The organism is Pseudomonas fluorescens, from assembly GCF_003732425.1.
In the GTDB taxonomy this organism is placed as follows: Bacteria; Pseudomonadota; Gammaproteobacteria; order Pseudomonadales; family Pseudomonadaceae; genus Aquipseudomonas; species Aquipseudomonas fluorescens_BE.
Genome location: NZ_MOBX01000013.1, coordinates 369,040 through 393,376 on the forward strand (window position 1 = coordinate 369,040; position 24,337 = coordinate 393,376).

The 24,337-nt window shown below is 60.3% G+C and carries 20 protein-coding genes; 15 read left to right on the top strand and 5 right to left on the bottom strand.

What is annotated here, in order from left to right:
- Nucleotides 1-69: 69 nt before the first annotated feature.
- Nucleotides 70-1,062 carry a LacI family DNA-binding transcriptional regulator gene (locus BK670_RS12065; RefSeq protein WP_123449944.1) on the top strand — a complete coding sequence of 331 codons (993 nt, stop codon included), beginning with the start codon at nucleotides 70-72 and terminating at the stop codon, nucleotides 1,060-1,062.
- Between the two features lie 73 nt (nucleotides 1,063-1,135).
- On the opposite strand, the gene BK670_RS12070 is transcribed toward BK670_RS12065, so the two are convergent.
- From BK670_RS12070 to BK670_RS12085, 4 genes are all read right to left on the bottom strand, one after another.
- Complete coding sequence (locus BK670_RS12070) at nucleotides 1,136-3,535, bottom strand: TonB-dependent receptor (protein WP_123449945.1); 2,400 nt, start codon at nucleotides 3,533-3,535, stop codon at nucleotides 1,136-1,138.
- Between the two features lie 67 nt (nucleotides 3,536-3,602).
- On the bottom strand, nucleotides 3,603-4,565 hold the full coding sequence (locus BK670_RS12075; protein WP_123449946.1) for a FecR domain-containing protein: 963 nt from the start codon (nucleotides 4,563-4,565) through the stop codon (nucleotides 3,603-3,605).
- A complete protein-coding gene (locus BK670_RS12080; protein WP_123449947.1) occupies nucleotides 4,556-5,074 on the bottom strand; it encodes a sigma-70 family RNA polymerase sigma factor in 519 nt (172 codons plus the stop codon). The genes BK670_RS12075 and BK670_RS12080 overlap by 10 nt, the downstream gene beginning before the upstream one ends.
- A 90-nt stretch (nucleotides 5,075-5,164) precedes the next feature.
- Nucleotides 5,165-6,064, bottom strand: coding sequence for a helix-turn-helix domain-containing protein (locus tag BK670_RS12085; protein ID WP_123449948.1), 900 nt, complete (start codon nucleotides 6,062-6,064; stop codon nucleotides 5,165-5,167).
- A gap of 162 nt (nucleotides 6,065-6,226) precedes the next feature.
- Between BK670_RS12085 and BK670_RS12090 the strand changes: the two genes are divergently transcribed.
- The 5 genes from BK670_RS12090 (at nucleotide 6,227) to BK670_RS12110 (ending at nucleotide 12,612) form a co-directional block, all read left to right on the top strand.
- Entirely contained in the window at nucleotides 6,227-7,585 is a 1,359-nt protein-coding gene (locus BK670_RS12090) for a glutamine synthetase family protein (protein ID WP_123449949.1), read from the top strand.
- Between the two features lie 173 nt (nucleotides 7,586-7,758).
- Nucleotides 7,759-8,847 carry a polyamine ABC transporter substrate-binding protein gene (locus BK670_RS12095; protein WP_123449950.1) on the top strand — a complete coding sequence of 363 codons (1,089 nt, stop codon included), beginning with the start codon at nucleotides 7,759-7,761 and terminating at the stop codon, nucleotides 8,845-8,847.
- The gene (locus BK670_RS12100) at nucleotides 8,844-10,145 is read left to right on the top strand and encodes an NAD(P)/FAD-dependent oxidoreductase (RefSeq protein WP_123449951.1); all 1,302 of its coding nucleotides are present in this window, start codon (nucleotides 8,844-8,846) and stop codon (nucleotides 10,143-10,145) included. The genes BK670_RS12095 and BK670_RS12100 overlap by 4 nt, the downstream gene beginning before the upstream one ends.
- Nucleotides 10,146-10,385: 240 nt before the next feature.
- Entirely contained in the window at nucleotides 10,386-12,041 is a 1,656-nt protein-coding gene (locus BK670_RS12105) for a PqiB family protein (RefSeq protein WP_123449952.1), read from the top strand.
- Between the two features lie 16 nt (nucleotides 12,042-12,057).
- On the top strand, nucleotides 12,058-12,612 hold the full coding sequence (locus tag BK670_RS12110) for a PqiC family protein (RefSeq protein WP_123449953.1): 555 nt from the start codon (nucleotides 12,058-12,060) through the stop codon (nucleotides 12,610-12,612).
- A 6-nt stretch (nucleotides 12,613-12,618) separates the two neighbouring features.
- On the opposite strand, the gene BK670_RS12115 is transcribed toward BK670_RS12110, so the two are convergent.
- Nucleotides 12,619-13,464, bottom strand: a complete 846-nt coding sequence (locus BK670_RS12115; protein ID WP_259697573.1) for a site-specific integrase — start codon at nucleotides 13,462-13,464, stop codon at nucleotides 12,619-12,621.
- 446 nt (nucleotides 13,465-13,910) lie between these two features.
- Here BK670_RS12115 and arnB point away from each other — a divergent pair, with 446 nt between their 5' ends.
- From arnB to BK670_RS12160, 9 genes are read left to right on the top strand one after another with little or no spacing between them, the layout of a single operon-like run.
- Entirely contained in the window at nucleotides 13,911-15,059 is a 1,149-nt protein-coding gene (gene arnB, locus BK670_RS12120) for a UDP-4-amino-4-deoxy-L-arabinose aminotransferase (RefSeq protein ID WP_123449954.1), read from the top strand.
- Nucleotides 15,056-16,078 carry an undecaprenyl-phosphate 4-deoxy-4-formamido-L-arabinose transferase gene (arnC, locus tag BK670_RS12125; protein ID WP_123449955.1) on the top strand — a complete coding sequence of 341 codons (1,023 nt, stop codon included), beginning with the start codon at nucleotides 15,056-15,058 and terminating at the stop codon, nucleotides 16,076-16,078. Before arnB ends, arnC begins: the two co-directional genes overlap by 4 nt.
- Complete coding sequence (gene arnA / locus BK670_RS12130; protein ID WP_123449956.1) at nucleotides 16,075-18,066, top strand: bifunctional UDP-4-amino-4-deoxy-L-arabinose formyltransferase/UDP-glucuronic acid oxidase ArnA; 1,992 nt, start codon at nucleotides 16,075-16,077, stop codon at nucleotides 18,064-18,066. Before arnC ends, arnA begins: the two co-directional genes overlap by 4 nt.
- Nucleotides 18,066-18,950 carry a 4-deoxy-4-formamido-L-arabinose-phosphoundecaprenol deformylase gene (gene arnD / locus BK670_RS12135; RefSeq protein WP_123449957.1) on the top strand — a complete coding sequence of 295 codons (885 nt, stop codon included), beginning with the start codon at nucleotides 18,066-18,068 and terminating at the stop codon, nucleotides 18,948-18,950. Before arnA ends, arnD begins: the two co-directional genes overlap by 1 nt.
- Nucleotides 18,947-20,599, top strand: coding sequence for a lipid IV(A) 4-amino-4-deoxy-L-arabinosyltransferase (arnT, locus tag BK670_RS12140; RefSeq protein WP_123449958.1), 1,653 nt, complete (start codon nucleotides 18,947-18,949; stop codon nucleotides 20,597-20,599). The genes arnD and arnT overlap by 4 nt, the downstream gene beginning before the upstream one ends.
- Nucleotides 20,596-20,940: a 4-amino-4-deoxy-L-arabinose-phosphoundecaprenol flippase subunit ArnE gene (gene arnE / locus BK670_RS12145; RefSeq protein WP_123449959.1), complete on the top strand. Its 345-nt coding sequence runs from the start codon at nucleotides 20,596-20,598 to the stop codon at nucleotides 20,938-20,940. Before arnT ends, arnE begins: the two co-directional genes overlap by 4 nt.
- Entirely contained in the window at nucleotides 20,937-21,341 is a 405-nt protein-coding gene (gene arnF / locus BK670_RS12150; protein ID WP_123449960.1) for a 4-amino-4-deoxy-L-arabinose-phosphoundecaprenol flippase subunit ArnF, read from the top strand. Before arnE ends, arnF begins: the two co-directional genes overlap by 4 nt.
- Nucleotides 21,338-22,717: a UDP-glucose dehydrogenase family protein gene (locus BK670_RS12155; protein WP_123449961.1), complete on the top strand. Its 1,380-nt coding sequence runs from the start codon at nucleotides 21,338-21,340 to the stop codon at nucleotides 22,715-22,717. The genes arnF and BK670_RS12155 overlap by 4 nt, the downstream gene beginning before the upstream one ends.
- Nucleotides 22,714-24,312 carry an ArnT family glycosyltransferase gene (locus BK670_RS12160; RefSeq protein ID WP_123449962.1) on the top strand — a complete coding sequence of 533 codons (1,599 nt, stop codon included), beginning with the start codon at nucleotides 22,714-22,716 and terminating at the stop codon, nucleotides 24,310-24,312. Before BK670_RS12155 ends, BK670_RS12160 begins: the two co-directional genes overlap by 4 nt.
- Nucleotides 24,313-24,337: the final 25 nt, after the last annotated feature.

Here is a 24,337-nt window from a genome sequence, read left to right on the forward strand (position 1 = left end):
TCATTCGGGTCGCGAGGAGCCCGGGCCATGTGTCATGATTCTGCGCCAACCTGACTGGCCGCACTTCGCATGACTTCAGTGAAAGACGTTGCACAGCTGGCCGGCGTGTCCCTGATGACGGTTTCTCGAGCGCTCAATACTCCGGATAAACTGAGCCCCGAAACCCTTCTACGGGTGCGTCGTGCCATTGATGAACTGCAATTCGTACCCAGCCTGTCAGCGCGCAAGATGCGCGGTGACAATCTCCAGTCGCGAACCATCGGTGTGTTCGCGCTGGACACCGCGACCACACCCTTCGCGGTCGAGCTGCTGCTGTCCATTGAACAGACCGCGCAGCAGGCCGGCTGGAATGTCTTTATCCTCAACCTGTTCAGCAACCCGCCCACCGACCAGAACATCGACCTGATGCTGTCGCACCGTCCGGACGGCTTGATCTTCAGCGCCATGGGGTTTCGCCAGGTATGCATCCCCGAGCGATTGAAGAGCAAGCCTCTGGTGCTCGCCAATTGTCTGGCAGATGACAGCCGCCTCGTCAGCTATGTGCCCGACGACGAAATGGGTCAGTATCGCGCCGTGCACCACGCGTTGAGCCTCGGCTACAAGCGTCCTCTGTGTGTCAATCTGCCGAAACAGAGTCTGGCATGGGGGCTGCGACAAAAAGGCCTGCAGCGTGCTTGTCAGGCATTCGGACTGGCGCCTGAAACGCTCCTGCAGTACGACCTTTCCGATCATGATGCCTACAGTGAAACAGCCGCCATCCTCGACCGGCATGTCATTGATGGTCGTCCCCAATTTGATATTTTGATTTGTGGCAACGACCGCATTGCCTTTTGTGCCTATCAACTGTTGTTGGGGCGTGGCCTGAAAATTCCCGGCGATGTCGCCGTCCTCGGCTACGACAACATGATCGGCATTGCCGAGTTGTTCATCCCGCCGCTGACCACGGTGCAACTGCCGTACTACGAGATTGGGCGCAAGGCTGCACGGCATCTGATCGAGACTCTGGAGCTATCGGGAACCCAGCGAGTTGACTGTCCATTGGTGGTCAGGACATCACTTTGAGAGTGAGTCAGTTCGCTGATAGCGCTCCCGATTGCTTTCGATTTGCCGAGGTCCGTTCACGCCAGAGCTGGAATCAGAAATCCACCGTCGCTGAAAGCAGATAAGTTCTCGGTGTCGACAACGTCAACCCCGGCTCACTGTCATCCGAAGCGCCTGCTGAACTCCAGTAGCGTTTATCCAGCACGTTCTCGATATTGGCGCGCAGGGTGACGGTTTTCTCATCGACCTTGAAGGCGTACCGGGTACCTACGTCAAAGCGCTCCCAAGCGTCGATTTCCTTGTCGTTCGACTGATCCAGATACTGCGAACTCGAATAGATGCCGCGCCCGGTCAACGTCAGGCCCTGCACCGTCGGCACATCCCACTCGGCCCCCAGATTGACGTTGTACTTCGGCGTCGCCGGTGCGCGATTGCCGTCGAACGTGCCATTGGTGGTGTGGGTCAACTCGCTGTCGATGTACATCACGCCACCGAGCAACCGGACGCCTTTGAGCGGTTCGCCGAACACACTCAGCTCCACGCCGTTGTTCTGTCGTTTGCCGTTCGGGCCGAAGACCCGGGTCGTGGCGTTGGTTTCGTATGCTGGCTGCTTGATGCGGAATACCGCTGCCGTCACTGCATACGCACCGGCGTCGTACTTGGCGCCCACTTCAACCTGACGGCTGATAAATGGCGGAAAGATTTCGTCCTCGTTCACAGAGGTCGACGGCGCGATTTTGCCCTGACTCAGGCCTTCCATGTAGTTGGCGTACAGCGACAGCTTGTCTGTCGCCTTGAACAGAATCCCGCCCGATGGCGAGACCTTTTCCTCGTCGTAGGCGGTGTCGCCTTTTACGTCATCGCTCCAGTCATCGACTTTTACCCGTTGCCAGCGCGCACCGAGGGTCAATAAAAGTCGATCATCAAAGAAGCCCAGGGTGTCGGACAACGCCACGCCGCTGAAGCGGTTTTCCGTGTAGACCTTGGCGTCATAGCGCGTCGGCGTGCCGGGTTTGGCGGTTTCCACCGGGTCATACAGATTGCTGCGACCGGCCGCATAACGCGCGCCGCCATTCTCGAAATCCATATAAAAGTAGCTGGCCGCCAGATTGACTTCGTGGCTCACCGGTCCGGTGTGGAACCAGTTGCGCACACCGGCCGTGGCGGTGCGCACATTCTCGTCGCGGGTGAAATCCCGCGGTTGCACGCTGAAATCACCGGCATCGTTGGTCACGGAAACCGCATGCCGAAGGAAGTCGTGATTGCTTTTGCGAGCACCAACACCGCCGTAGACCATCACCGAATCACTGACATCAAACTCAGCGTTGAGCGTGCCGAAGGTGTCTTTGGTCCGCGCCTGGCTCCACGGTTGCGCGTAGTTATCGCGCACATCGTTGGCGTTGGGCACCTTGGCATTGGCGGCGACTTGCACGCGTTCTTGCGGTGCGTCGGTATCGCGCTCGGTGTGCCCCACGTCGGTGGAAAGCCGCAGCCGCTCACCGCGAAAATCCAGGCCCAGAACGGCCATGTCGCGGTCGACACTCTGCTGATCCCATTCCGTGTCCCCGGACTGTTTGACGCCGTTGAAACGCAGGCCGAACTGATTGTCCTCACCGAACCGCCGACCGACATCCACCGCGCCGCCGACCTGATTATTCGACGCGTAATTGGCCGTCAGCGAGGTGATCGGTTTGTCGGTGGCACGCTTGGGCACGACGTTGATGCCCCCGCCTACACTGCCCCGTGGCGAGATGCCGTTGATGAGTTGGCTCGGGCCTTTGAGAATGTCGACGCGATCGGCCATTTCCATGTCGATCGTGTAAGTCGGCAGAACGCCATAGAGGCCGTTATAGGCCACGTCACTGTTGAACAGACTGAAACCACGGATGGTGAACTGCTCGTAACGGCCACCAGCCGGGTTGGTCGCGCGCACCGACGGGTCGCTGGCGATCAGATCGCCCAGCGTGCGTGCCTGTTGGTTTTTCACGGTTTCGCTGGTGTAGGTGGTCATGCTGAACGGGGTTTCCATGAAGTCTTTCGACCCCAGCAACCCCTGAGAGCCGCGCCGCGCCACCTGCCCTCCGGCAAAGACATCGGCGCCTGTCGAGTCGCTGGCGCCGAGAATCGAAGTCGGCGCCAGTTGCAGGCTGCCGGCCTCCGCTGCGGGCACCAAGGTGTAAGCGTGTTCGCCTAGCGGTTGCAGTTGCAAGCCAGAGCCCAGCAACAACCGGGTGAACCCCTCCTCCACGCCAAATTCGCCGGACAACCCATTACTGTTGCGCCCGCTGACCAGCGCCGGATCCACCGACAGATTGACCCCGGCCAACCCGGCAAACCGCGTCAGCGCGGCACTCAGGCTGCCGGCCGGCACCTGATAACTGCGTCGCGCATCTTCGGCCCAACTGGACTGGATCAATACTGGGCTGGCACTCAGGCTCAGCAGCAGGCTCAACTGCAACAACGGACGCAAACGACTTGGGAATACTGCGGGCATTGGAAGACGCTCTCGATTTTGTTCACTTGCCAGGAATGACCAGCGAGGCGAAAAAAAGGGACAGGCTTCAGCCAGTTTTTTCAGTGAGGGGAATGTTTCGAGGCGTGAGAGACACCCAGAACCGCGTACGGGTGTGGACTTCGATCGGCAGACTCGCCGCTAGTAGCGCAAGCACTTGATCGGTGTTGTCGAGGCGGAAACTGCCGGTGATGCGCAACGCTTCCAACACCGGATCCCAGCGCAACAGCCCCGAACGATAGCGACTCAGTTCACGCAGGAAATCCCCCAGCGCCTGGTTCTGCGCCATCAACACGCCGTCGCGCCAACCCGGCATCAATGCATCGAACGCCATAACGGAACCTGCACCAGAAGCTCGCAGGCTGACCTGCTGCCCCTGATTCAAAACCACCGCCGGCCCGTGCAACGGTTGTAGCTGGACCGAACCGCTGACCACCGAAACATTGCAATCACGCGCATTGAGACGCACACACACCTCGCTGCGACTGACGATGATTCGCCCGTAAGGCGCGTTGATCGTCAGCGCCGAACTGCCCGGCACGTTGAGCGCTATCTCGCCACGCACCAGCGTCAACTGCCGCGCCGGCAGATCGACATTCACCGCACTGGCGGTGTTGAGTTGTAACGCGCTGCCATCAGCCAACGGCAAGCGCTGGTGTTCTCCGGTGCCGGTGTGCAGATCCGCGCACCACGCATCCATCGGCAATTGTCGACTGATCAGCCACGCCGCCGGCACCAGCGCAGCCAGGCCGAGTGCACGTTTCAGTGCAGCGCGACGCGCCAGATCCGGACGATCCAGCGTGGCCATGGCCAACGCCGCCGGCACTGCGGAAAAGCGTTGGCGCAGCAGTTGAATCTTTTGCCAGGCGTTCTCGTGCCGGCTGTCACTGTTGCGCCAGTGCTGCAGGCGCGCGTGATCATCATCAGTGGCATCGCCCGATTCGAGCAGCGTCAGCCATTGCGCGGCGGCGCGTGCCACTTCGCGCAGTTCTGCGTTGGGTGCTACGCGCATGCTAGATCCAACATCAAGCAATGCTCGTAAGCCTGCGCCATATAACGTTTTATTGTGCGTTCTGAGACCTGCAAGCGCTCGGCGATTTCACGGTAACCGAGGCCTTCGAGCTGACTCCACAAAAACGCCCGGCGCACCGGTTGCGGCAAGCCATCAAGCAGTTCATCCAGCGCTTGCAGGGTTTCCAGCAACAGCCAGCGCTGTTCGGGCGACGGCACGCATTCCTCAGGCAATTGCGCGAGGGCTTCGAGGTAGGCTTTTTCCAGACTGCGGCGGGTGTAGAAGTTGCTCAGCAGGCGCTTGCCCACGGTCAGCAGATACGCGCGCGGTTCACGCAGGTCGGCAATCGGCTGAGCGCTGCACAGCACGCGCAAGAAGGTGTCCTGGCTCAGGTCCGCCGCATCCCACGCATTGCCCATGCGCCGCCGCAGCCAGGTTTCCAGCCAGCCGCGGTGATCGCGATACAGTTCGTGCAGGTGCTGCGGCGATGGCGTCGCTGCTTCAGTCATCTCAAGAGTCCTGCGCGAAGTCAGTTTCAAATGAGAGTGATTCTATTTAACTTGAGCGCCGACACAAAGCCTTTTTATCCACGACGGCATTCATGAGCGCTTCAAGGTCTCGCTCGGCAACTCCTTGAACAACGCCCGGTAACTGCTGGAAAACCTTCCCAAATGCCAGAACGACCAGTGCATGGCCACCTCGGCCACAGTGGTTTCCGTCGGCCGGCGCTTGAGCAATTCGCGGTGTGCGCTGTTCAACCGGCGCAGGCGCAGCCAGTGACTCGGGGTCATCCCGGTGTAGGCCTTGAACGCCTGCTGCAATTGGCGCAACGGCACCCCTGCCACGTGCGACAGCTCAAGCAGATTGACGGTGTCTTCCGGTGAGTCCGCCGCCCACTCCCCGACCCGTTTCATGATCATCCGTTCTTCGGTTCGCCGCTGTAAACCACCGCGATCGAGACTGGAATGAGCGTTGTCGAGAATGAACAGGCAGTCTTCGAGTAGCTGCTGGGTCAGCGCATCTTTATCAAGCAGATCAACAGCTTGCGACAACTTCGTGAGAGTCGAGCTTAACCAGCGACTAAACAAGGCGTTCTGTCCGCAGTTGAGTTGCGTCATGAACAACCCTTCGAGTTTCGCCACATTCAGACCGTGCTGACGGACGAACTCCGGACCGAACACCACGGCGATTTCCCGGTAGTTCTCCGGGGTGATCCAGATGTTGCGGCTTTCTTCATTGAGCAGGTAGAGCGCGTTGTCGCTGCGATCAAAACAGAACGCCAAAGCACCCGATGGCGCGCTGAAATTCTGCTCGACCCGGGTGTTCATCTGCTCTTCATAGACCTCGACACCCTGCAGATCCAGGTAGCGGATCTGCCCGGCGAAATGGCCCGGCGACATCTGTTGGTAATGCTGAACCCAGCCCGGTGTGGCGCGGACTTGCTCGGCCACATCGGCGGTGTTGAACGCTTGAACCTGGAGCGAATTGCACGTTGTCATGGGGTGACCTTGCGCACTCTTTTGGTGCGCTTTGGTGCTGCTTAAAGTGGATAGATGGAACTGCAAGGCTCGCCCAAGATAGTCGTCAACGCGCCACAGGGGAAGGGGCGGAAGATGAAACCCGCCCTCCCCGGCGTCTATAAAACCAATAACGAGGTCTTTATGAATGCCCCTTTCGATCAGCTGTTCACGTGGCTGAAAGATCACAAGATTACCGAAGTTGAATGTGTGGTCAGCGACCTGACCGGCATTGCCCGCGGCAAGATCGCACCGACCAACAAGTTCCTGCATGAGCGAGGCATGCGCCTGCCGGAAAGTGTGCTGCTGCAAACGGTAACCGGGGATTTTGTCGACGACGACATCTACTACGACCTGCTCGATCCTGCCGATATCGACATGGTCTGCAAGCCCGTGGCTGACGCGGTCTACGTGATTCCGTGGGCGATCGAACCGACCGCCATCGTCATCCACGACACCTTCGACAAGTTCGGCAACCCGATCGAACTGTCACCGCGCAACGTGCTGAAGAAAGTCTTGCAGCTCTACACCGACAAAGGCTGGAAGCCGATTGTGGCGCCGGAAATGGAGTTCTACCTGACCCAACGCTGCGAAGACCCGGACTTGCCGCTCAAGGCACCGCTGGGCCGCTCGGGCCGCGCGGAAAGTGGTCGGCAGTCGTTCTCCATCGATGCCGCCAACGAATTCGATCCGCTGTTCGAAGACGTCTATGACTGGTGCGAACTGCAAGGTCTGGACCTCGACACGCTGATTCACGAAGACGGCCCGGCGCAGATGGAAATCAACTTCCGTCACGGCGACGCCCTCGATCTGGCCGACCAGATCACCGTGTTCAAACGCACCATGCGTGAGGCCGCGCTCAAGCACAACGTTGCCGCGACCTTCATGGCCAAGCCGATTGGCGACGAGCCGGGCAGCGCCATGCACATTCACCAGAGCGTGGTGGACATCGCCACGGGCAAACCGGTCTTCGCCAACGCCGACGGGCAAATGAGCGAACTGTTCCTGCATTACATCGGCGGTCTGCAGAAATACATCCCGAAAGTGCTGCCGATGTTCGCGCCGAACGTTAACTCGTTCCGCCGCTTCCTGCCGGACACCTCGGCGCCGGTTAACGTCGAATGGGGCGAAGAAAACCGCACCGTGGGTTTGCGTGTGCCGACGTCCAGCCCGGAAGCCATGCGCGTGGAAAACCGCTTGCCGGGCGCCGATGCCAACCCGTACCTGGCAATCGCCGCGAGCCTGCTCTGCGGTTACATCGGCATGGTCGAAGGCATCGCGCCGAGCGCTGCGGTACAAGGCCGCGCCTACGAACGCCGCAACCTGCGTCTGCCGATCACCATCGAAGACGCGCTGACACAAATGGAAGAGTGCGAAGCCGTTGCGCAATACCTCGGCGACAAGTTTGTCCGTGGCTACGTCGCGGTTAAACGTGCCGAGCATGAAAACTTCAAACGCGTGATCAGCTCGTGGGAGCGTGAGTTCCTGATGCTCAGCGTTTAACCCAAATCTGCATAAATCCCTGTGGGAGCGAGCCTGCTCCGGGCGGCGTTCCGACGAAAGCGGTGGGTCAGGCAACATCAATGGTGACTGTGCCGACGCCTTCGCGAGCAGGCTCGCTCCCACAAGGGATTAGCGAACCACCTGAAAAATCCAATAATTTAAGAGGTGTCGAAATGCGTCTATTGAAAACCATGGTTCCCGCCGCTCTGGCCCTGATGTGCAGCGTCGCAGCCCAAGCCCAGCCCCAGGTCAGCGTCTACAACTGGACCGACTACATCGGCGAAACCACCCTCGCCGACTTCCAGAGCAAAACCGGGATCAAGGTGATCTACGACGTTTTCGACTCCAACGAAACCCTGGAAGGCAAGCTCCTCGCCGGTCGCACCGGTTATGACGTGGTGGTGCCGTCCAACCATTTTCTCGCGCGTCAGGTGAAGGCCGGCGCGTTCCTCAAACTCGACCGTTCGCAACTGCCGAACTGGAAAAACCTCGACCCGAAACTGCTTGAGCTGCTGGAGAAAAACGATCCGGGCAACCAGCACTCGGTACCGTACCTGTGGGGCACCAACGGCATTGGCTACAACGTCGACAAGGTCAAGCAAGTGCTGGGCATCGACCACATCGATTCCTGGGCCGTGCTGTTCGAACCTGAAAACCTGAAGAAACTCACCCAGTGCGGCGTGTCGATGATGGACTCCGCCGACGAAGTCTTCCCGGCGGTACTCAATTACATGGGCATGGACCCGCGCAGCGAAAACCCCGAAGACTATAAAAAGGCTGAAGCGAAACTGCTGAGCATCCGCCCGTACATCACCTATTTCCACTCTTCGAAATACGTGTCGGATCTGGCCAACGGCGACATCTGCGTGGCGTTCGGTTATTCCGGCGACGTGTTCCAGGCCGCCAACCGGGCCAAGGAAGCCAAGAACGGCGTGAACATCGCTTACGCCATTCCGAAGGAAGGCGCCAACCTCTGGTTCGACCTGCTGGCCATCCCGGCTGACGCCAGCAACCCCAAAGAAGCCCACGCCTTCATCAATTACCTGCTCGATCCGCAAGTGATCGCCAAGGTCAGCGCGTCGGTCGGTTACGCCAACCCGAACCCGGCCGCCAAGCAATACATGGATCAGGAGCTGGTCAACAACCCTGAGGTGTATCCATCCCAGGCCATGCTCGACAAGCTCTACATCTCCTCTACCCCGCCCCAGGCGATCATGCGACTGATGACCCGGTCCTGGAGCAAAGTGAAGTCGAACAAATGAATCAGTACACCCAGGAACACGCTCGCTCCTACTACGCCGCTTCGGCCCGGGCGAGCACACCCTATCCGCGGCTGGACGGTGACTTGACCGCCGATGTCTGCGTGATCGGCGGTGGATTCACCGGGGTCAACACCGCCATCGAACTGGCTCAGCGCGGGCTGTCGGTGGTGTTGATCGAAGCCCGGCGCATCGGCTGGGGCGCCAGCGGGCGCAATGGCGGCCAGTTGATTCGCGGGATCGGTCATGAGGTTGCCGGCTTCGCTAAATATGTCGGTCAGGAAGGCGTGCGTTACTTGCAGCGCGCCGGCATTGATTCGGTCGAGTTGGTGCGGCAGCGCATCGGCGACAACGGCATCGAGTGTGACCTGCGCTGGGGCTTCTGCGATCTGGCCAACACCCCGGCGCAGTTCGCTGCCTTCAAGGATGAATTGGTCGACCTCGCCGAACTCGGCTATGCCCACGAAACCCGACTGATCGGCCCGGAGCAGGTGCGCCAGCAGGTGGTCAACTCCGACATCTATGCCGGTGGCCTGGTCGACATGGGTTCCGGTCATCTGCACCCGCTGGATCTGGTGCAAGGCGAAGCGCGGCTGGCGGCTGCACTGGGCGTGCGGATCTTCGAGCAGAGCGAGGTGCTGGAAATCATCCACGGCGCGACCGTACAAGTGCGCTGCGCCCACGGTACGGTGCGCGCCGGCAGTCTGGTGCTCGGTTGCAATGCGCATCTGGACGAACTCGAACAACAACTCAGTGGCAAGGTGCTGCCGGCTGGCAGTTACATCATCGCCACCGAACCGTTGTCCGAAGCCCGCGCCGCGCAATTGATTCCGCACAATCTGGCGGTGTGCGACCAGAAAGTCGGCCTCGATTACTACCGGCTCTCGGCGGACCGGCGCCTGCTGTTCGGCGGTGCCTGTCACTATTCCGGACGCGATCCGGCGGACATCGCTGCGTACATGCGCCCGAAGATGCTCAAAGTCTTCCCGCAACTGGCCGACGTGCGCATCGATTACCAGTGGGGCGGCAAAATCGGCATCACCGCCAACCGCTTCCCGCAGGTCGGCCGGCTCAAGCAGCATCCGAACGTGTTCTACGCCCAGGGCTATTCCGGCCATGGCCTGAACGTCACGCACTGGTGCGCGAAACTGCTCGGCGAAGCGATTGATGCCGGTCACAGTCAGGGCATGGACGTGTTCAGCGGCGTGCCGCACATGACCTTCCCCGGCGGCCCGGCCCTGCGCTCGCCGCTGCTGGCACTGGGCATGTTTTGGTATCGCCTGCGGGAAATGCTCGGTTAACGCACTGTCGTCTTGTGGCGAGGGAGCTTGCTCCCGCTGGGGCGCGAAGCGGCCCTGAATATTTGGTGAGCGCTGCGCACTCAAGCGGGAGCAAGCTCCCTCGCCACACATCACTGTCCCCTTACTCTGTTTTTTATCTGGCGGGCTATACACATTTGCTCTATCGCCAAGCACTTCTATATTGATGAGGTGCTTTTGCGTTCCTGACGCTCAGTGCCCAATCTATCGAGGAGGACATGGATGAAGTCGTCAGCCACCGACGAGCCGCGAGCGCCAGGCCAAGCCCCGGTCAAAACCCGCCGTTTCGGCATTTCACTCGTCTGGATCGTGCCGATTGTGGCGGTGCTGGTGGGCATCTCGCTGGTGGTGCACAACATCATGCAGGAAGGCCCCAGCATCATCGTCAACTTCAAGACCGGCAGCGGGCTGGTGGCCAACAAGACTGAGGTCAAGTACCGCAACGTAGTGATCGGTCAGGTCACCGATGTCGAATTGAGCGATGACCAGAAGAGCGTCAACGCCACCATCAAACTGGCCAAGCAGGCCGAAAGCTTTACCCGTGAAGATTCGCAGTTCTGGGTGGTGCGCCCGCGCATTGGCGCCGGCGGCGTTTCCGGCATCGATACGCTGCTTTCCGGTGACTACATCGGCGCCGACATCGGTCAGGCCAACAACCGCGCCAAACAGTTCAAAGGCCTGGAAAATCCGCCGCCGATCACTTACGGCGAACCCGGCAAGCGCTTCATGCTGCATGCGCCGGATCTCGGCTCGCTGGACATCGGTTCACCGGTCTATTACCGCAAGATTCCGGTCGGCCAGGTCGTCACCTACGAGCTGGCGCCTGACGGTAAAGGCGTGAACATCGAAGTGTTCATTCACGCGCCCAACGATGCGTTCGTCACCGAAAACACCCGTTTCTGGAACGCCAGTGGTATCGACGTCAACGTCGGCGCCAACGGCTTCCAGGTCAAAACCGAATCGTTGTCTTCCATGCTGGTAGGCGGTATCGCCTTCCGCGCTCCGGACTACAGCCCCAACGATGTGGCCGCCGCCGATGACAAGGACTTCGAACTGTTCGAAGACCAACAGACGGCCCTCGCTCCACCCAACGGCAAGGCGCAATACTTGAGTCTGCGGTTCGACCAGTCCCTGCGCGGCCTCAAAGTCGGCGCACCGGTGGAATTCCTCGGCATGGAAATTGGCCGTGTCGTGGCGATCAATCTGGATTTCGACGCGAAAAAACGCACCTTCCCGCTTAACGTCGGCATCGTCATTTACCCGCAGCGACTGGGAATGGCGTACGGCAAAATGCTCACCGCGTTCAAACATGACCCCAACGACGAAGCCGCCGGCATTCGCTTGATGGGCACCTTCATCGACAATGGTCTGCGCGCCCAGGCCCGCAGTGGCAACCTGCTGACGGGGCAACTTTACGTGGCCCTGGACTTCTTCCCGAAAGCCGAAAAAGTCGCCTTTGACCCCACGGCGCGCCCGGTGGTGATTCCAACCGTTCCAGGCAGTCTCGAACAACTGCAGGAAAAACTCGAAGCGGTGGTCGACAAGCTCAACAAGTTGCCAGTCGATCGCATCGCCAACAACCTCGACAGCAATCTGATCGAACTGCGCAAAGGCCTGACCCAGTTCAACGCCAAGACCCTGCCGGGGGTGCAGAGCACTCTGGCCGACGTCAGCAAGACCTTGCAGTCCGCCAGTTCGACCCTGGCCGAAGATTCGCCGCAACGCGAGAAACTCACGGAAACCCTCGACGAACTCGGGCGCATGTCGCGCTCGCTGCGGGAGCTGTCGGATTACCTTGGCCGGCATCCGGAATCGCTGATCCGTGGTCGTCCCGATAACGCTGCACCGATCGATCTCAAAGGCCCGCCACGCAACTGAGCACAGGAGCTGAACCATGGCTGTACCGCTGAAAATCACCGTGCTCGCTGCGTTCATGCTGCTGGGCGCCTGCCGCAGCGACCCGATCAGCTTTCACACGCTGACCCCGGTGCAGATCGCCAACACACGGACTGGCGCGCAGATTCCGATTGAAGCGTTGAGCGTGCCGCCGCAAGTCGACCGTGCGCAAATCGTTATCCGCCAGGGCAACAGCGGCCTGGCGATTCTGGAAACCGATTGGTGGGGGGCGACACTGGCGGATGAGTTGCGCGGTGCATTGGCCGATCAATTGAGTAATACCAGTGGGCAAGGCAACGTTTCAGTTCGCATCGAAGTGCAACGCTTCGACTCGATCCCCGGTCAGTACGGACTGATCGACGCCAAATGGCGCTTGCGACCCGTCGGCGCCACTGACAATGGCTTGCTGACCTGCCGCTCGACCCTGCAAACACCGTCCGGCCCGACCATTGATGATCTGGTGGGCGCCCAGCAGCACAACGTCAAACGTCTGGCTGATCAGATCAGTCAGGCGGCAACCGGCAACGCGCGCACCTGCCCTTCCCCGTCCTGACGGGGCCTACAGATCGAAACGATCCACCGCACGCCGCCGCTCATTGTCATCACGCACATCGTAGTTGGCGGTGGTCTGGATGTTGCTGTGGTGCGCGAGCTTCTGCGCAATCGACAGATCATGCTCCTCGATCACCCGGGTGATGAACGAGCGACGGAAGTCGTGGGGCATGATCTTCACCCCGACCTGAGTGCCGCGCTGACGGGCGATGTAGTAAATCGCATGTTTGGTGATGCGCTCGCGGGTGATATGACTGCCGCGACGGATACGGTTGAACAGAAAGACATCGTCACTCTCGCCTTCCTTGAGTTGCGAGCGCCGCAGCTCCAGCCACGCATCGAGTTTGGCGAATGCCCAGGCCGGCGCGTACTTGATCAGTTGTTTATTGCCTTTGCCGATGACGGTCAGGCTGCGCTCAGTGAAGTCGACCTGATTCAAGTCCAGGTCCACCGACTCCGATTTGCGCATGCCGGTGCCGTACAACAACGCAATCACCGCCGCATCGCGCAGCCCTTGCGGGCGCGGATCGGCGGCGCACACTTCCATCAATTCGTGGATCAAGGTGCGCTTCAAGTTGCGCCCCTGGGACAAGCGCGTACCGGCAATGGCTTTGACCGAACGCATCTTCAACAAATGATCCTGAGAGATCAGGCTCATGCGCCACGCTTCATTCATCACGCCGCGCACGGCATTCACATACAACGATGACGTATTCGGAGCATAACCGTCGGCGCGCAGCGCAGCGACCAGCGCCACGACGTCTTCAGGTTGCAGCCCGTGCCAAGGGATTTCCTCGATGTCCACGTCTTCGAAACCGAGGCGGTCAGCGGCGTCCTGCAAGACATACCGCATGGTCAGTTGGCTGGAAGGCGCCAGGCGTGCCAGATAAAGCGTCAGCGGATTAGTGTTGGACGGGGTGGATTCAGTACTCGACAAGTCAATCAAACGAAACGGCCTTGAATAGAAAACAGTTCAACAAAACAACTTAAAAGTGCAAAGAAACTTATATAAAGAGCGACTCTTCCGGTGGACTTTTCTATTAAAAGAGCCGATGAACGGAAGAAGTCTGAACGGTGGCTGTATGGCTTACAGATAGACGAATCGCCGACCGTTTTTTCATGTTCCTTTCACAAAAACGCGCATAACCTTAGTTACAACAGGTTGCCCCGAAAGGCCTACAACCTGCCGTCCGTGGACTTAAAAGTCAATCAGGTATTCCCCGGCCGGTATCTCAACCCTTTGAAATTCCGTGTTTTTCAGACAATCGGCTGAAGGATGGCTATCGCCTCGAGGTTCTTATGAGTCAAGCGTTTCTGCCGTTTTCCCGTCCGAGTATCGGCGATGAAGAAATAGCCGCCGTCGAACAAGTATTGCGTTCGGGATGGATTACCACCGGCCCTAAAAGCCAGGCACTGGAAGAACACTTCGCCAACTATGTCGGTTGCAAGCACGCCGTGGCACTTTCCTCGGCCACCGGCGGCATGCACATCACCTTATTGGCCCTGGGCATTGGCCCGGGCGACGAAGTCATCACCCCGTCGCAGACCTGGGTCTCGACCGCCAACATGATTTCCCTACTCGGCGCCACACCGGTGTTCGTCGACGTTGATCGCGACACTTTGATGACCGACGCCGCGCGCATCGAAGCGGCAATCACCCCACGCACCAAAGCAATCATTCCGGTGCATTACGCCGGCGCCGCGTTTGATCTCGATCCGCTGTACGCCTTGGCCGACAAACACGGCATCGCCGTGATCGAAGACGCCGCCCACGCTGCTGGCACCCGTTACAAGGGCCGCCACGTTGGCGCGCAGGGCTCGGCGATTTTCTCCTTCCACGCGATCAAGAACATGACCTGCGCCGAAGGCGCGATGTTCGTCACTGACGACGAAGCCCTCGCCAGCCGCGTGCGCATGCTCAAGTTCCACGGGCTGGGCGTCGACGCCTACGATCGCCTGACCGGTGGCCGCAAGCCACAGGCACAAGTGATGGAGCCGGGATTCAAATACAACCTCGCCGACATCAATGCCGCGATTGCGCTGGTGCAACTGGAGCGTCTGGACGCGATCAACGCCCGCCGCACCGAACTGGCCGACGCCTACCGGCAAAAACTCGAAGGCCTGCCGGTGCAACCACTGGCCCTGCCCGCTTACGCACAAACCCACGCCTGGCACCTGTTCATTCTGCGCATCGACAGCGAGCGCTGTGGCCTGGACCGCGAAGCCTTCATGAAAGGCTTGCAGGACCAAGGCATCGGCACCGGGATCCATTTCATCGCCACCCACTTGCACACCTGGTATCGCCAGCGTGCCCCCGACCTCTACCTGCCCGACACCGAATGGAACTCGGCGCGGCTGTGCTCGATTCCGTTGTTCCCCGACATGAGCGATCAAGACCTTGATCGCGTGGTCGGTGCCATCGCCACTCTTATGGACAAACGCCCGTGAAACCTTATCCGATCCGCTGTGTGTCGATCGTCATTCCGGTCTACAACGAACAGGACAGCCTGCCGGAACTGCTGCGCCGCACCGAAGCGGCCTGCCGGATGCTGCGTCACGACTATGAAATCGTCCTCGTCGACGACGGCAGCCGTGACGAGTCCGCGAACATGCTGGAAGAAGCCGCGACCCGTGAAGACAGCCCGTTCGTGGCGGTTATCCTCAACCGCAACTACGGCCAGCACGCGGCAATCATGGCCGGTTTCGAACAATGCAAGGGCGATGTCGTCATCACCCTCGACGCCGACCTGCAGAACCCGCCGGAAGAAATTCCGCGCCTGGTTGCCGAGGCGGAAAAGGGTTACGACGTGGTCGGCACCGTGCGCGGCAACCGGCAAGATTCGGCCCTGCGCCGCTATCCGTCGAAGCTGATCAACCTCGCCGTGCAGCGCTCCACCGGCGTCGCCATGAGCGACTACGGCTGCATGCTCCGCGCCTACCGCCGGACGATCATCGACGCAATGCTCGCCTGCCGTGAGCGCAGCACCTTCATTCCGATTCTGGCCAACAGCTTCGCCCGCCACACCACCGAAATCGTCGTGGCCCATGCCGAACGTGAGCACGGCGATTCGAAGTACAGCCCGATGCGCCTGATCAACCTGATGTTCGACCTGATCACCTGCATGACCACCACGCCGCTGCGCCTGCTAAGCATCGTCGGTTTCACCATGGCCGGACTCGGATTGCTGTTTGCTTTTGCGTTGATCGTCATGCGTCTGGCTTTCGGTTCCGGCTGGGCCGGTGACGGCATGTTCGTGCTGTTCGCCGTGCTCTTTGTGTTCACTGGTGGCCAGTTCATCGGCATGGGTCTGCTCGGCGAATACCTGGGGCGCATGTACAGCGACGTGCGCGCCCGCCCGCGTTTCTTCATTGAAAAAGTCTTGCGCAGCCACGCCGCCAACCCGGCGCCCGCGGTCACCGTTGATGGTCTCTCCACTACTTCTACTACCGGTCAGGTTCTCTCATGAGTGCAAAAACTGTTGTCTTCGCTTATCACGATATTGGCTGCGCCGGCATTCAGGCCCTGCTCGACAGCGGCTACGATATCGCTGCGGTGTTCACTCACGCCGATGACCCGAAAGAGAACGCGTTCTACGGATCGGTTGCGCAACTGTGTGCCAGCAAAGGCATCCCGGTGCATGCCCCGGAAGACGTCAACCACCCGCTGTGGGTCGAGCGGATTGCCAAACTCGCCCCTGAGTACATTTTCTCGTTCTACTACCGCCATTTGCTGAGCGAATCGTTGCTGGCCGTGGCCAAAAAAGGCGCGTTCAACCTGCACGGTTCGCTGTTGCCGAGCTACCGTGGCCGCGCCCCGGCCAACTGGGTGCTGGTCAATGGCGAAAGCGAAACCGGCGTGACCCTGCACCGCATGGTCAAACGTGCCGATGCCGGCGCCATCGTTGCCCAGCAGCGTGTCGCCATCGAACGCAGCGACACCGCGTTGAGCCTGCACGGCAAGCTGCGCATCGCCGCCGTTGACCTGTTGCGCGATACCTTGCCAGCCATGCTGCAAGGCAAGATATCCGAAACCCCGCAGGACGAATCGAAAGCCACTGTTTTCGGGCGTCGCAGCGCAGCGGATGGCAAACTGGTCTGGGCGAAACCTGCGGAGCAACTGTTCAACCTGGTGCGTGCGGTGACCCAACCGTATCCGGGCGCGTTCTGCGCGGTCGGCGAGCACAAACTCATCGTCTGGAGCGCCGAAGTCGTCAAAGGCAACGACGGTCAGGCGCCGGGCCGGGTGATCAGTGTCGACCCGCTGCGCATTGCCTGCGGCGAAGATTCGCTGGTGATCCTCTCTGGCCAGCGCAACGATAACGGCCTGTTCCTCAGCGGCCCGCAACTGGCCAGTGAACTCGGTCTGGTTGACGGCTCGCTGCTGCGCGGTGCCGAGTCCGGTCGTGCGCCGCGTCGCACTCGCGTGCTGATCCTCGGTGTCAACGGCTTTATCGGCAATCACTTGTCCGAGCGTCTGCTGCGTGACGACCGCTATGAAGTCTATGGTCTGGACATCGGCTCCGACGCCATCGATCGCCTGCGCAGTCATCCGCACTTCCACTACGTTGAAGGCGATATCAGCATTCACTCCGAGTGGATCGAGTACCACATCAAGAAGTGCGATGTGGTCCTGCCGCTGGTGGCCATCGCCACCCCGATCGAATACACCCGCAACCCGCTGCGTGTGTTCGAACTCGACTTCGAAGAAAACCTCAAACTGGTGCGCTACTGCGTCAAGTACAACAAGCGCGTGATCTTCCCGTCGACCTCGGAAGTCTATGGCATGTGCCAGGACAAGCATTTCGACGAAGACACCTCCAACCTGGTGGTCGGCCCGATCAACAAGCAGCGCTGGATCTACTCGGTGTCCAAACAACTGCTGGACCGGGTGATCTGGGCCTACGGCGCCAAGGGTCTGAATTTCACCCTGTTCCGCCCGTTTAACTGGATGGGCCCGCGTCTCGATCGCCTGGACTCGGCACGCATCGGCAGCTCCCGCGCCATCACCCAGTTGATTCTCAACCTGGTCGAAGGCACGCCGATTCGCCTGTTCGACGGCGGCGAGCAGAAACGCTGCTTCACCGACATCGCTGACGGCGTCGAAGCACTGGCGCGGATCATCGATAACGACAACGACGTCTGCAACGGCCAGATCATCAACATCGGCAACCCGGACAACGAAGCCAGCATCCGTCAATTGGGTGAAGAGCTGCTGCGCCAGTTCGAAGCGCATCCACTGCGCCACAACTTCCCGCCGTTCGCCGGTTTCCGCGATGTGGAAAGCAAGGCGTTCTACGGTGCCGGTTACCAGGACGTCGAACATCGCAAACCCAGCATCGCCAACGCCAAGCGTCTGCTCGACTGGACGCCAACCGTGGAAATGCGCGAGACCATCGGCAACACGCTGGATTTCTTCTTGCGCGAAGCGATGCTCGAACAAGCGGACAAGCGCTGATGCAGGCCGGTCTCCGCATCGACGTCGACACCTACCGCGGCACCCGTGAAGGGGTGCCGCGGCTGCTGGAAATGCTCGACGAGGCGCAGATCAAGGCAACGTTCTTCTTCAGTGTCGGCCCGGACAACATGGGCCGGCATCTGTGGCGCCTGATCCGCCCGCAGTTCCTCTGGAAAATGCTCCGCTCCAATGCCGCCAGCCTGTACGGCTGGGACATTCTGCTGGCCGGCACCGCTTGGCCGGGCAAGCCGATTGGTCGCGATCTCGGGCACCTGATGCGTCAGGCCCGCGACGCCGGTCACGAAGTGGGCCTGCATGCGTGGGATCACCACGGCTGGCAGGCCAACGCCGGGCGCTGGAGCAATGCGCAACTGATCGAGCAGATCCGTCAGGGCGTCGACACCTTGAGCGACATCCTCGGCGAAAAAATCCAGTGCTCAGCCGCCGCCGGTTGGCGTGCCGACGAGCGCGTGATCGAGGCCAAGCAAGCCTTCGGCTTTCGCTACAACAGCGATTGCCGTGGGCAACGCCTGTTTCGCCCGTTGCTGGCCGACGGCACGCCGGGCACACCGCAAATTCCGGTGGACTTGCCGACCTTCGACGAGGTCGTCGGCCCCATCGTCGCGGCGGGGGATTTCAACGGTTTCATCCTTGATCACTTTCGCCCGCAACAACTCAACGTCTACACCATTCATGCCGAGGTAGAAGGGATTCTGATGGCTGAGGATTTTCGTCAATTGCTGGCCGAGGCACGCCAACGCCACATCGATTTCAAACCGCTGGGCGATTTGTTGCCCGAGTTCTTCAATACCTTGCCCGTGGGTCGCGTGCAACGCGGCGCCCTCGACGGCCGTGAAGGCTGGCTGGGAGTGCAAGGCGCATGACTGAACGCTGGACGCTGCCACTGCTGTTGCTGGGTATTTGCTTGCTGGCCTATCTGCTGCCACTGGGCACGCACGGTTTGTGGATTCCCGATGAGACCCGTTACGCACAGATCAGCCAGGACATGCTGCTCAGTGGCAACTGGGTGTCGCCGCATTTCATGAGCCTGCGCTACTTCGAGAAGCCGATTGCCGGTTACTGGATGATTGCGCTGGGTCAGCAATTGTTCGGGCAGAACCTGTTCGGTGTGCGCTTTGCTTCGGCGCTGAGCACCGGGTTGAGCGTGCTGCTGTGCTATCTGGTCGCCCGGCGTTTGTGGAACGAGCCGCGCAAAAGCTTTGTCTGCGCCCTGCTCTACATGAGTTTCACCATCGTCGCCGGTCAGGCCGGCTACGCCAACCTCGATCCGCAGTTCACCTTTTGGGTCAACCTGAGTCTGGTGGCGCTGTGGTTTGCCGTCGACAGCCACACCAACGGCAAGCGCATGGCGGCCTGGGCAGTATTGGGGCTGGCGTGTGGCATGGGTTTCATGACCAAAGGCTTTCTCGCCTGGCTGCTACCGGTGTTGATCGCCCTGCCGTGGATGCTCTGGCAAAAACGCTGGCGTGAACTGCTGATGTTCGGCCCGGTGGCGATTGCCATCGCGATCATCATCAGCCTGCCGTGGGTGCTCGCGGTGCATGGGCAGGAGCCAGACTACTGGCGGTTCTTCTTCTGGCACGAGCACATCCGCCGCTTTGCCGGTGACGATGCGCAACACGACGCGCCGTGGTGGTTTTACTTGCCGCTGTCGGTGGCGTTCAGTCTGCCGTGGGTGGGGCTGCTGCCGACCGCGTTCAAGCAAGCCTGGCAAAGCCGCGCGCAACCGAAAGTGGTCTTTGTGCTGCTGTGGCTGGCGATGCCACTGGCGTTTTTCAGCCTGAGCAACGGTAAGCTGCCGACCTACATCCTGCCCTGCCTGCTGCCGATGGCGTTGTTGCTGGGCAATGCGCTCGCCGACCGTTTGCGCCTGGAGCAAGGGCGCGCGCTGAGCATCAATGGCTTGCTGAATCTGTTGCTGGGCATCGTCACATTGATCGCGCTGGTCTATCTGCAACTGACCAAACCGGTCTACGACCATGAACTGCACAGTCTGGTACTGGTATTCATCGGTCTGATCGGCTGGATCATCGCCAACCTGCTGCAAGCCTTTCTGCCGCTGCAATGCTGGGCCGCGCCGGCGTTGGGCAGTCTGTTGCTGATCGCGGTGTTGCCGGCCGCGCTGCCGAAATCGGTGGTCGCCAACAAGATGCCGGATCAGTTCATCAAGCATCACGTCACGGAACTGGCGCAGACCACCCACCTGCTGAGCAACGATCTGGGGGCTGCTTCGGCGCTGGCCTGGCGCCTGAAAACGCCGCAAGTCGCGTTGTACAACACGATAGGCGAATTGAAATATGGCCTTGCCTATCCTGACGGCATTCAACAGCGGGTCGATCCCGAACACGTACAACAGTGGATGCGCGAGGCGCGCCGCAGCGGTTCAGTCGGCGTGGTGATGCGCGTCAAGGGGCAGGACGAACTGGACGAAATCGACAGATTGCCAAAGGACGGCTTCCGTTATGAGCAGGGCAACCTGGTGATCATGATCCTGCCCAAGGAGGCGTCATGAGCCTGTTGCTGCTGTTGGCTGCGTGCCTGCTGACCTGCCTGGGGCAGATTGCGCAGAAATATGCCGTGGAGAGTTGGCGCGGCGTCGAGTCGGGCTGGGCCGACAAACTGCGCTCGCCGTGGTTGTGGCTGGCCCTGCTCGCCCTCGGCTCGGGTCTGTTGGTCTGGCTGCTGGTGCTGCAGCGTCTGGAAGTCGGCATCGCCTACCCGATGCTCAGCCTCAACTTCGTGCTGATCACCCTGATCGCGCGCTTCGTCTTCCGTGAACCCATCGACCGCCAGCATTGGCTTGGCGTGGCATTGGTGATCGGCGGCGTGGTTTTGCTGGGGCAACAGTCATGAAGCAACGTCGCGGCATCACATTCGCGCTGGGCAGCGTATTTCTCGTCAGCGCTGCGCAACTGGGCATGCGCTGGAGCATGACCCGCCTGCCCGAACCACAACAATGGCTGCACCTCGACAGCCTCGATTGGCGGGCGCTGGCCGTGGTCATTGCGGCGATTTTTGCCTACGCCCTGTCGATGCTCTGCTGGCTCGCCACCCTGCGCGATCTGCCACTGGGCCGGGCGTACTCGCTGCTGAGCATCAGCTATGCGCTGGTGTATCTGCTGGCGGCCAGCCTGCCGCTGTTCAACGAATCCTTCAGTTTCACTAAATCACTGGGCGTGGCGCTGGTCATGCTCGGGGTCATCACCATCAACACTCGTCCGGCTCGTGCGCCCGAATTCAGGAGTGCTCCATGAAAATCACAGTATTTGGCAGCGGTTACGTCGGTCTGGTGCAAGCGGCTGTGTTGGCCGAGGTCGGCCATGATGTCGTGTGCATGGACGTCGACCAGAAGAAGGTCGACCTGTTGCGCCAGGGTCATGTCAGCATTTTCGAACCGGGGCTGGCCAGCCTGGTGCGCGAAGGTCTGGATTCAAAACGCCTGCAATTCACCACCGATGAAAAACTCGCCGTGCAACACGGTCGGGTCGCGTTTATTGCCGTGGGTACGCCGTCGCGTGAAGACGGTTCGGCAGATCTGCGCTACGTGCTTTCGGTCGGCGATGCGATTGCCCGCCATCGTGAGCAGGCGTTGATCATCGTGGAGAAATCCACGGTGCCGGTGGGCACTGGCGACACCCTGCGCACGCACATCGAAAAAGCCCTGATCAAGGTCGGCCGCCTGCTGCAGTTCGATATCGTCTCCAACCCGGAATTCCTCAAGGAAGGCTCGGCCGTAGCCGACTGTCGCCGTCCGGACCGTATCGTCATCGGCTGTGAAGGCGATGAAGTGCGCGACGTGATGCGCGATCTGTACTCGCCGTTCAACCGCAACCATGACCGCATCATGTTCATGGACCTGCGCAGCGCCGAGCTGACCAAGTACGCCGCCAACTGCATGCTGGCGACCAAGATCAGCTTCATCAACCAGATTGCCGAGCTGGCCGAGCACCTGGGCGCCGACATCGAATCGGTCCGCCAGGGCATCGGCGCCGACACGCGCATCGGTTACCACTTCATCTACCCCGGCTGCGGTTATGGCGGGTCGTGCTTCCCGAAAGACATGCGCGCGTTGATCCACAGTGCCGAAGAGGCGCACTGCTCCAGCGATTTGCTGCAAGCAGTCGAGGCGATCAACCAGCGGCAGAAACACAAGTTGTTCGAGCGCATCAACGCGTTCTACAAGGGTGATCTGCGCGGCAAGACTTTCGCCCTGTGGGGGCTGGCGTTCAAACCCAATACCGATGACATGCGTGACGCGCCGAGCCGGGTCCTGCTGGAAGAATTGTGGGCCGCCGGTGCCAGCGTGCGTGCCTTCGACCCGGAAGCCATGCAGGAAACCCAAAACCTTTACCCGGACGAATCGAAGCTGATGCTGATGGGCACGCCGGAATCGGTACTGCCCGGCGCTGACGCCTTGATCATCTGCACCGAATGGCAGCAGTTCAAGGCGCCGGACTTCGACCTGATCAAGCAACGCCTCAACACCCCGGTGATCTTCGACGGCCGTAACCTTTACGACGCCGAACGTCTGGCACGCAACGGTTTCCAGTACTTCCCGATGGGCCGTGGCGAATCGCGCAAATTGCCGATCCCGCTGCAACAGTGGCCACATGCGTCTGACGTCGCTTGATCAGGTTATCGCCTGAGACTCGCCGGCAGTCCCTGATCGCAGGGCTGCTGGCGTTTGTATTGTTCATGGCCGGGGTCCACGGGCAGGCTCCGATCGGTTTCGATTCGCGGTTCGTGCTGTTCGCGCAAGAAATGCTGCGCCATGGGCCGACGGTGTTTCCGACGACTTACGGTCAACCGTATGCGGATTATTCAGCGGTCTCGACGCTGTTCATCTGGCTGCTGTCGTTGCCGTTCGGCGCGGTGAATGCCTTTACCGCGTGGGCGCCGAGTGCCGTTGCCGGTGCGCTGATTGTGACGCTGATGTATCGACTGCTGGCGCCGTACTCACGGCGCTGGGCATTGATCAGTATTGCGTTGCTGATGCTCACCAGCGGTTTCGTCACTGAAGTGCGCGCGGTGTCGCAGGACTTGATGCTCGCAGCAGTGGCCTTCGCGGTGTTCTATCTGGGTTATGCCCATGACCATTTTGGCGGCAGGCGTCACTGGCCGCTGATCTTCGCGTTGCTGTTGCTCGGTTTCGGCATTCGCGGGCCGATTGGTCTGGTGGTGCCGACCGGCATGCTGTGCAGCTATTACCTGCTCAACCGTGAGTGGAGGCGTCTGCTTGTCTTCGGCGTACTGGCTTCGCTGTTGCTCGCAGCCTGTGTCGGCCTGCTGTTGTGGCTGGCGAACCTCAGCGGTGGTGCGGTCTTCTTGCAGGACGTGATCCGCATGCAGTTCATGGGCCGCATGGACGGCAGCGAAGGCGTCAGCGGTTCGCTGTATTACTTCACCAGCTCGCTCGGCAACTATGCGCTGGCCTATCCGCTGGCATTGCTGGTACTGGCGGCGACCTGGCTGAGCAAACCGCAGCAACGTGGCCCGGCATTACGCCTGGTGCAATATTGCGCGGCGGCGGGACTGATTGTGATGGTCGGTTTATCGATTCCCCAGGCGAAGAAGGCGCGGTATCTACTACCGATGTTGCCGATGGCGGCGATCATCGCGGCGTATCCGTTTCAGGTGGCGCATGGTCGTGTGTTTCGTTGGTTGCGCGGCTTGATGCTGGGCTTGTGGCTGGTCACACCCGGATTGTTGCTGGTGGTGTTACTGGTCGCTCGACGGCGCTTTGCCGAGCAGTTGAGTGACGTGTCTTGGGTGTTGATCGCGCTGGCCGTGCTGCAACTCTTGGCGTTGTCGCGATTGCTGATCCCGCGTTGGCGTGTCGAGGTATTGGCGTTGTCTGCGGTGTTGGCGCTGTGGACGGTGTACGCGGCGGTATTCGAGCCGGTGGAGCGGCGTTTGTACGACACCCAGGGATTCAGTCGCGCGGTGTTCGCCCAGGTTCAGCAAAACCCGGCGCCGCTGGTGCTGCACGGCATGGGCAAGGACGCGAAGGCGATCAAGTTCATGGTCAATATCGAGCAGGATCTGCAACCGCTGTTCAGCGACTCGATCCAGCAACTGGAAGCGCTCAAGGGTCCAGCATGGTTGATGATGGACCGCAGCGATTTTCTGGCCCTGCGGGGCACGCCGCTGGGCGAGTTGCAACCGGTGCTCAATGGCCGCTTCGACAAAAACGATTACGTCCTGCTGTACGCTAAACCCTTGTAGGCGCTGCCGAAGGCTGCGATCTTTT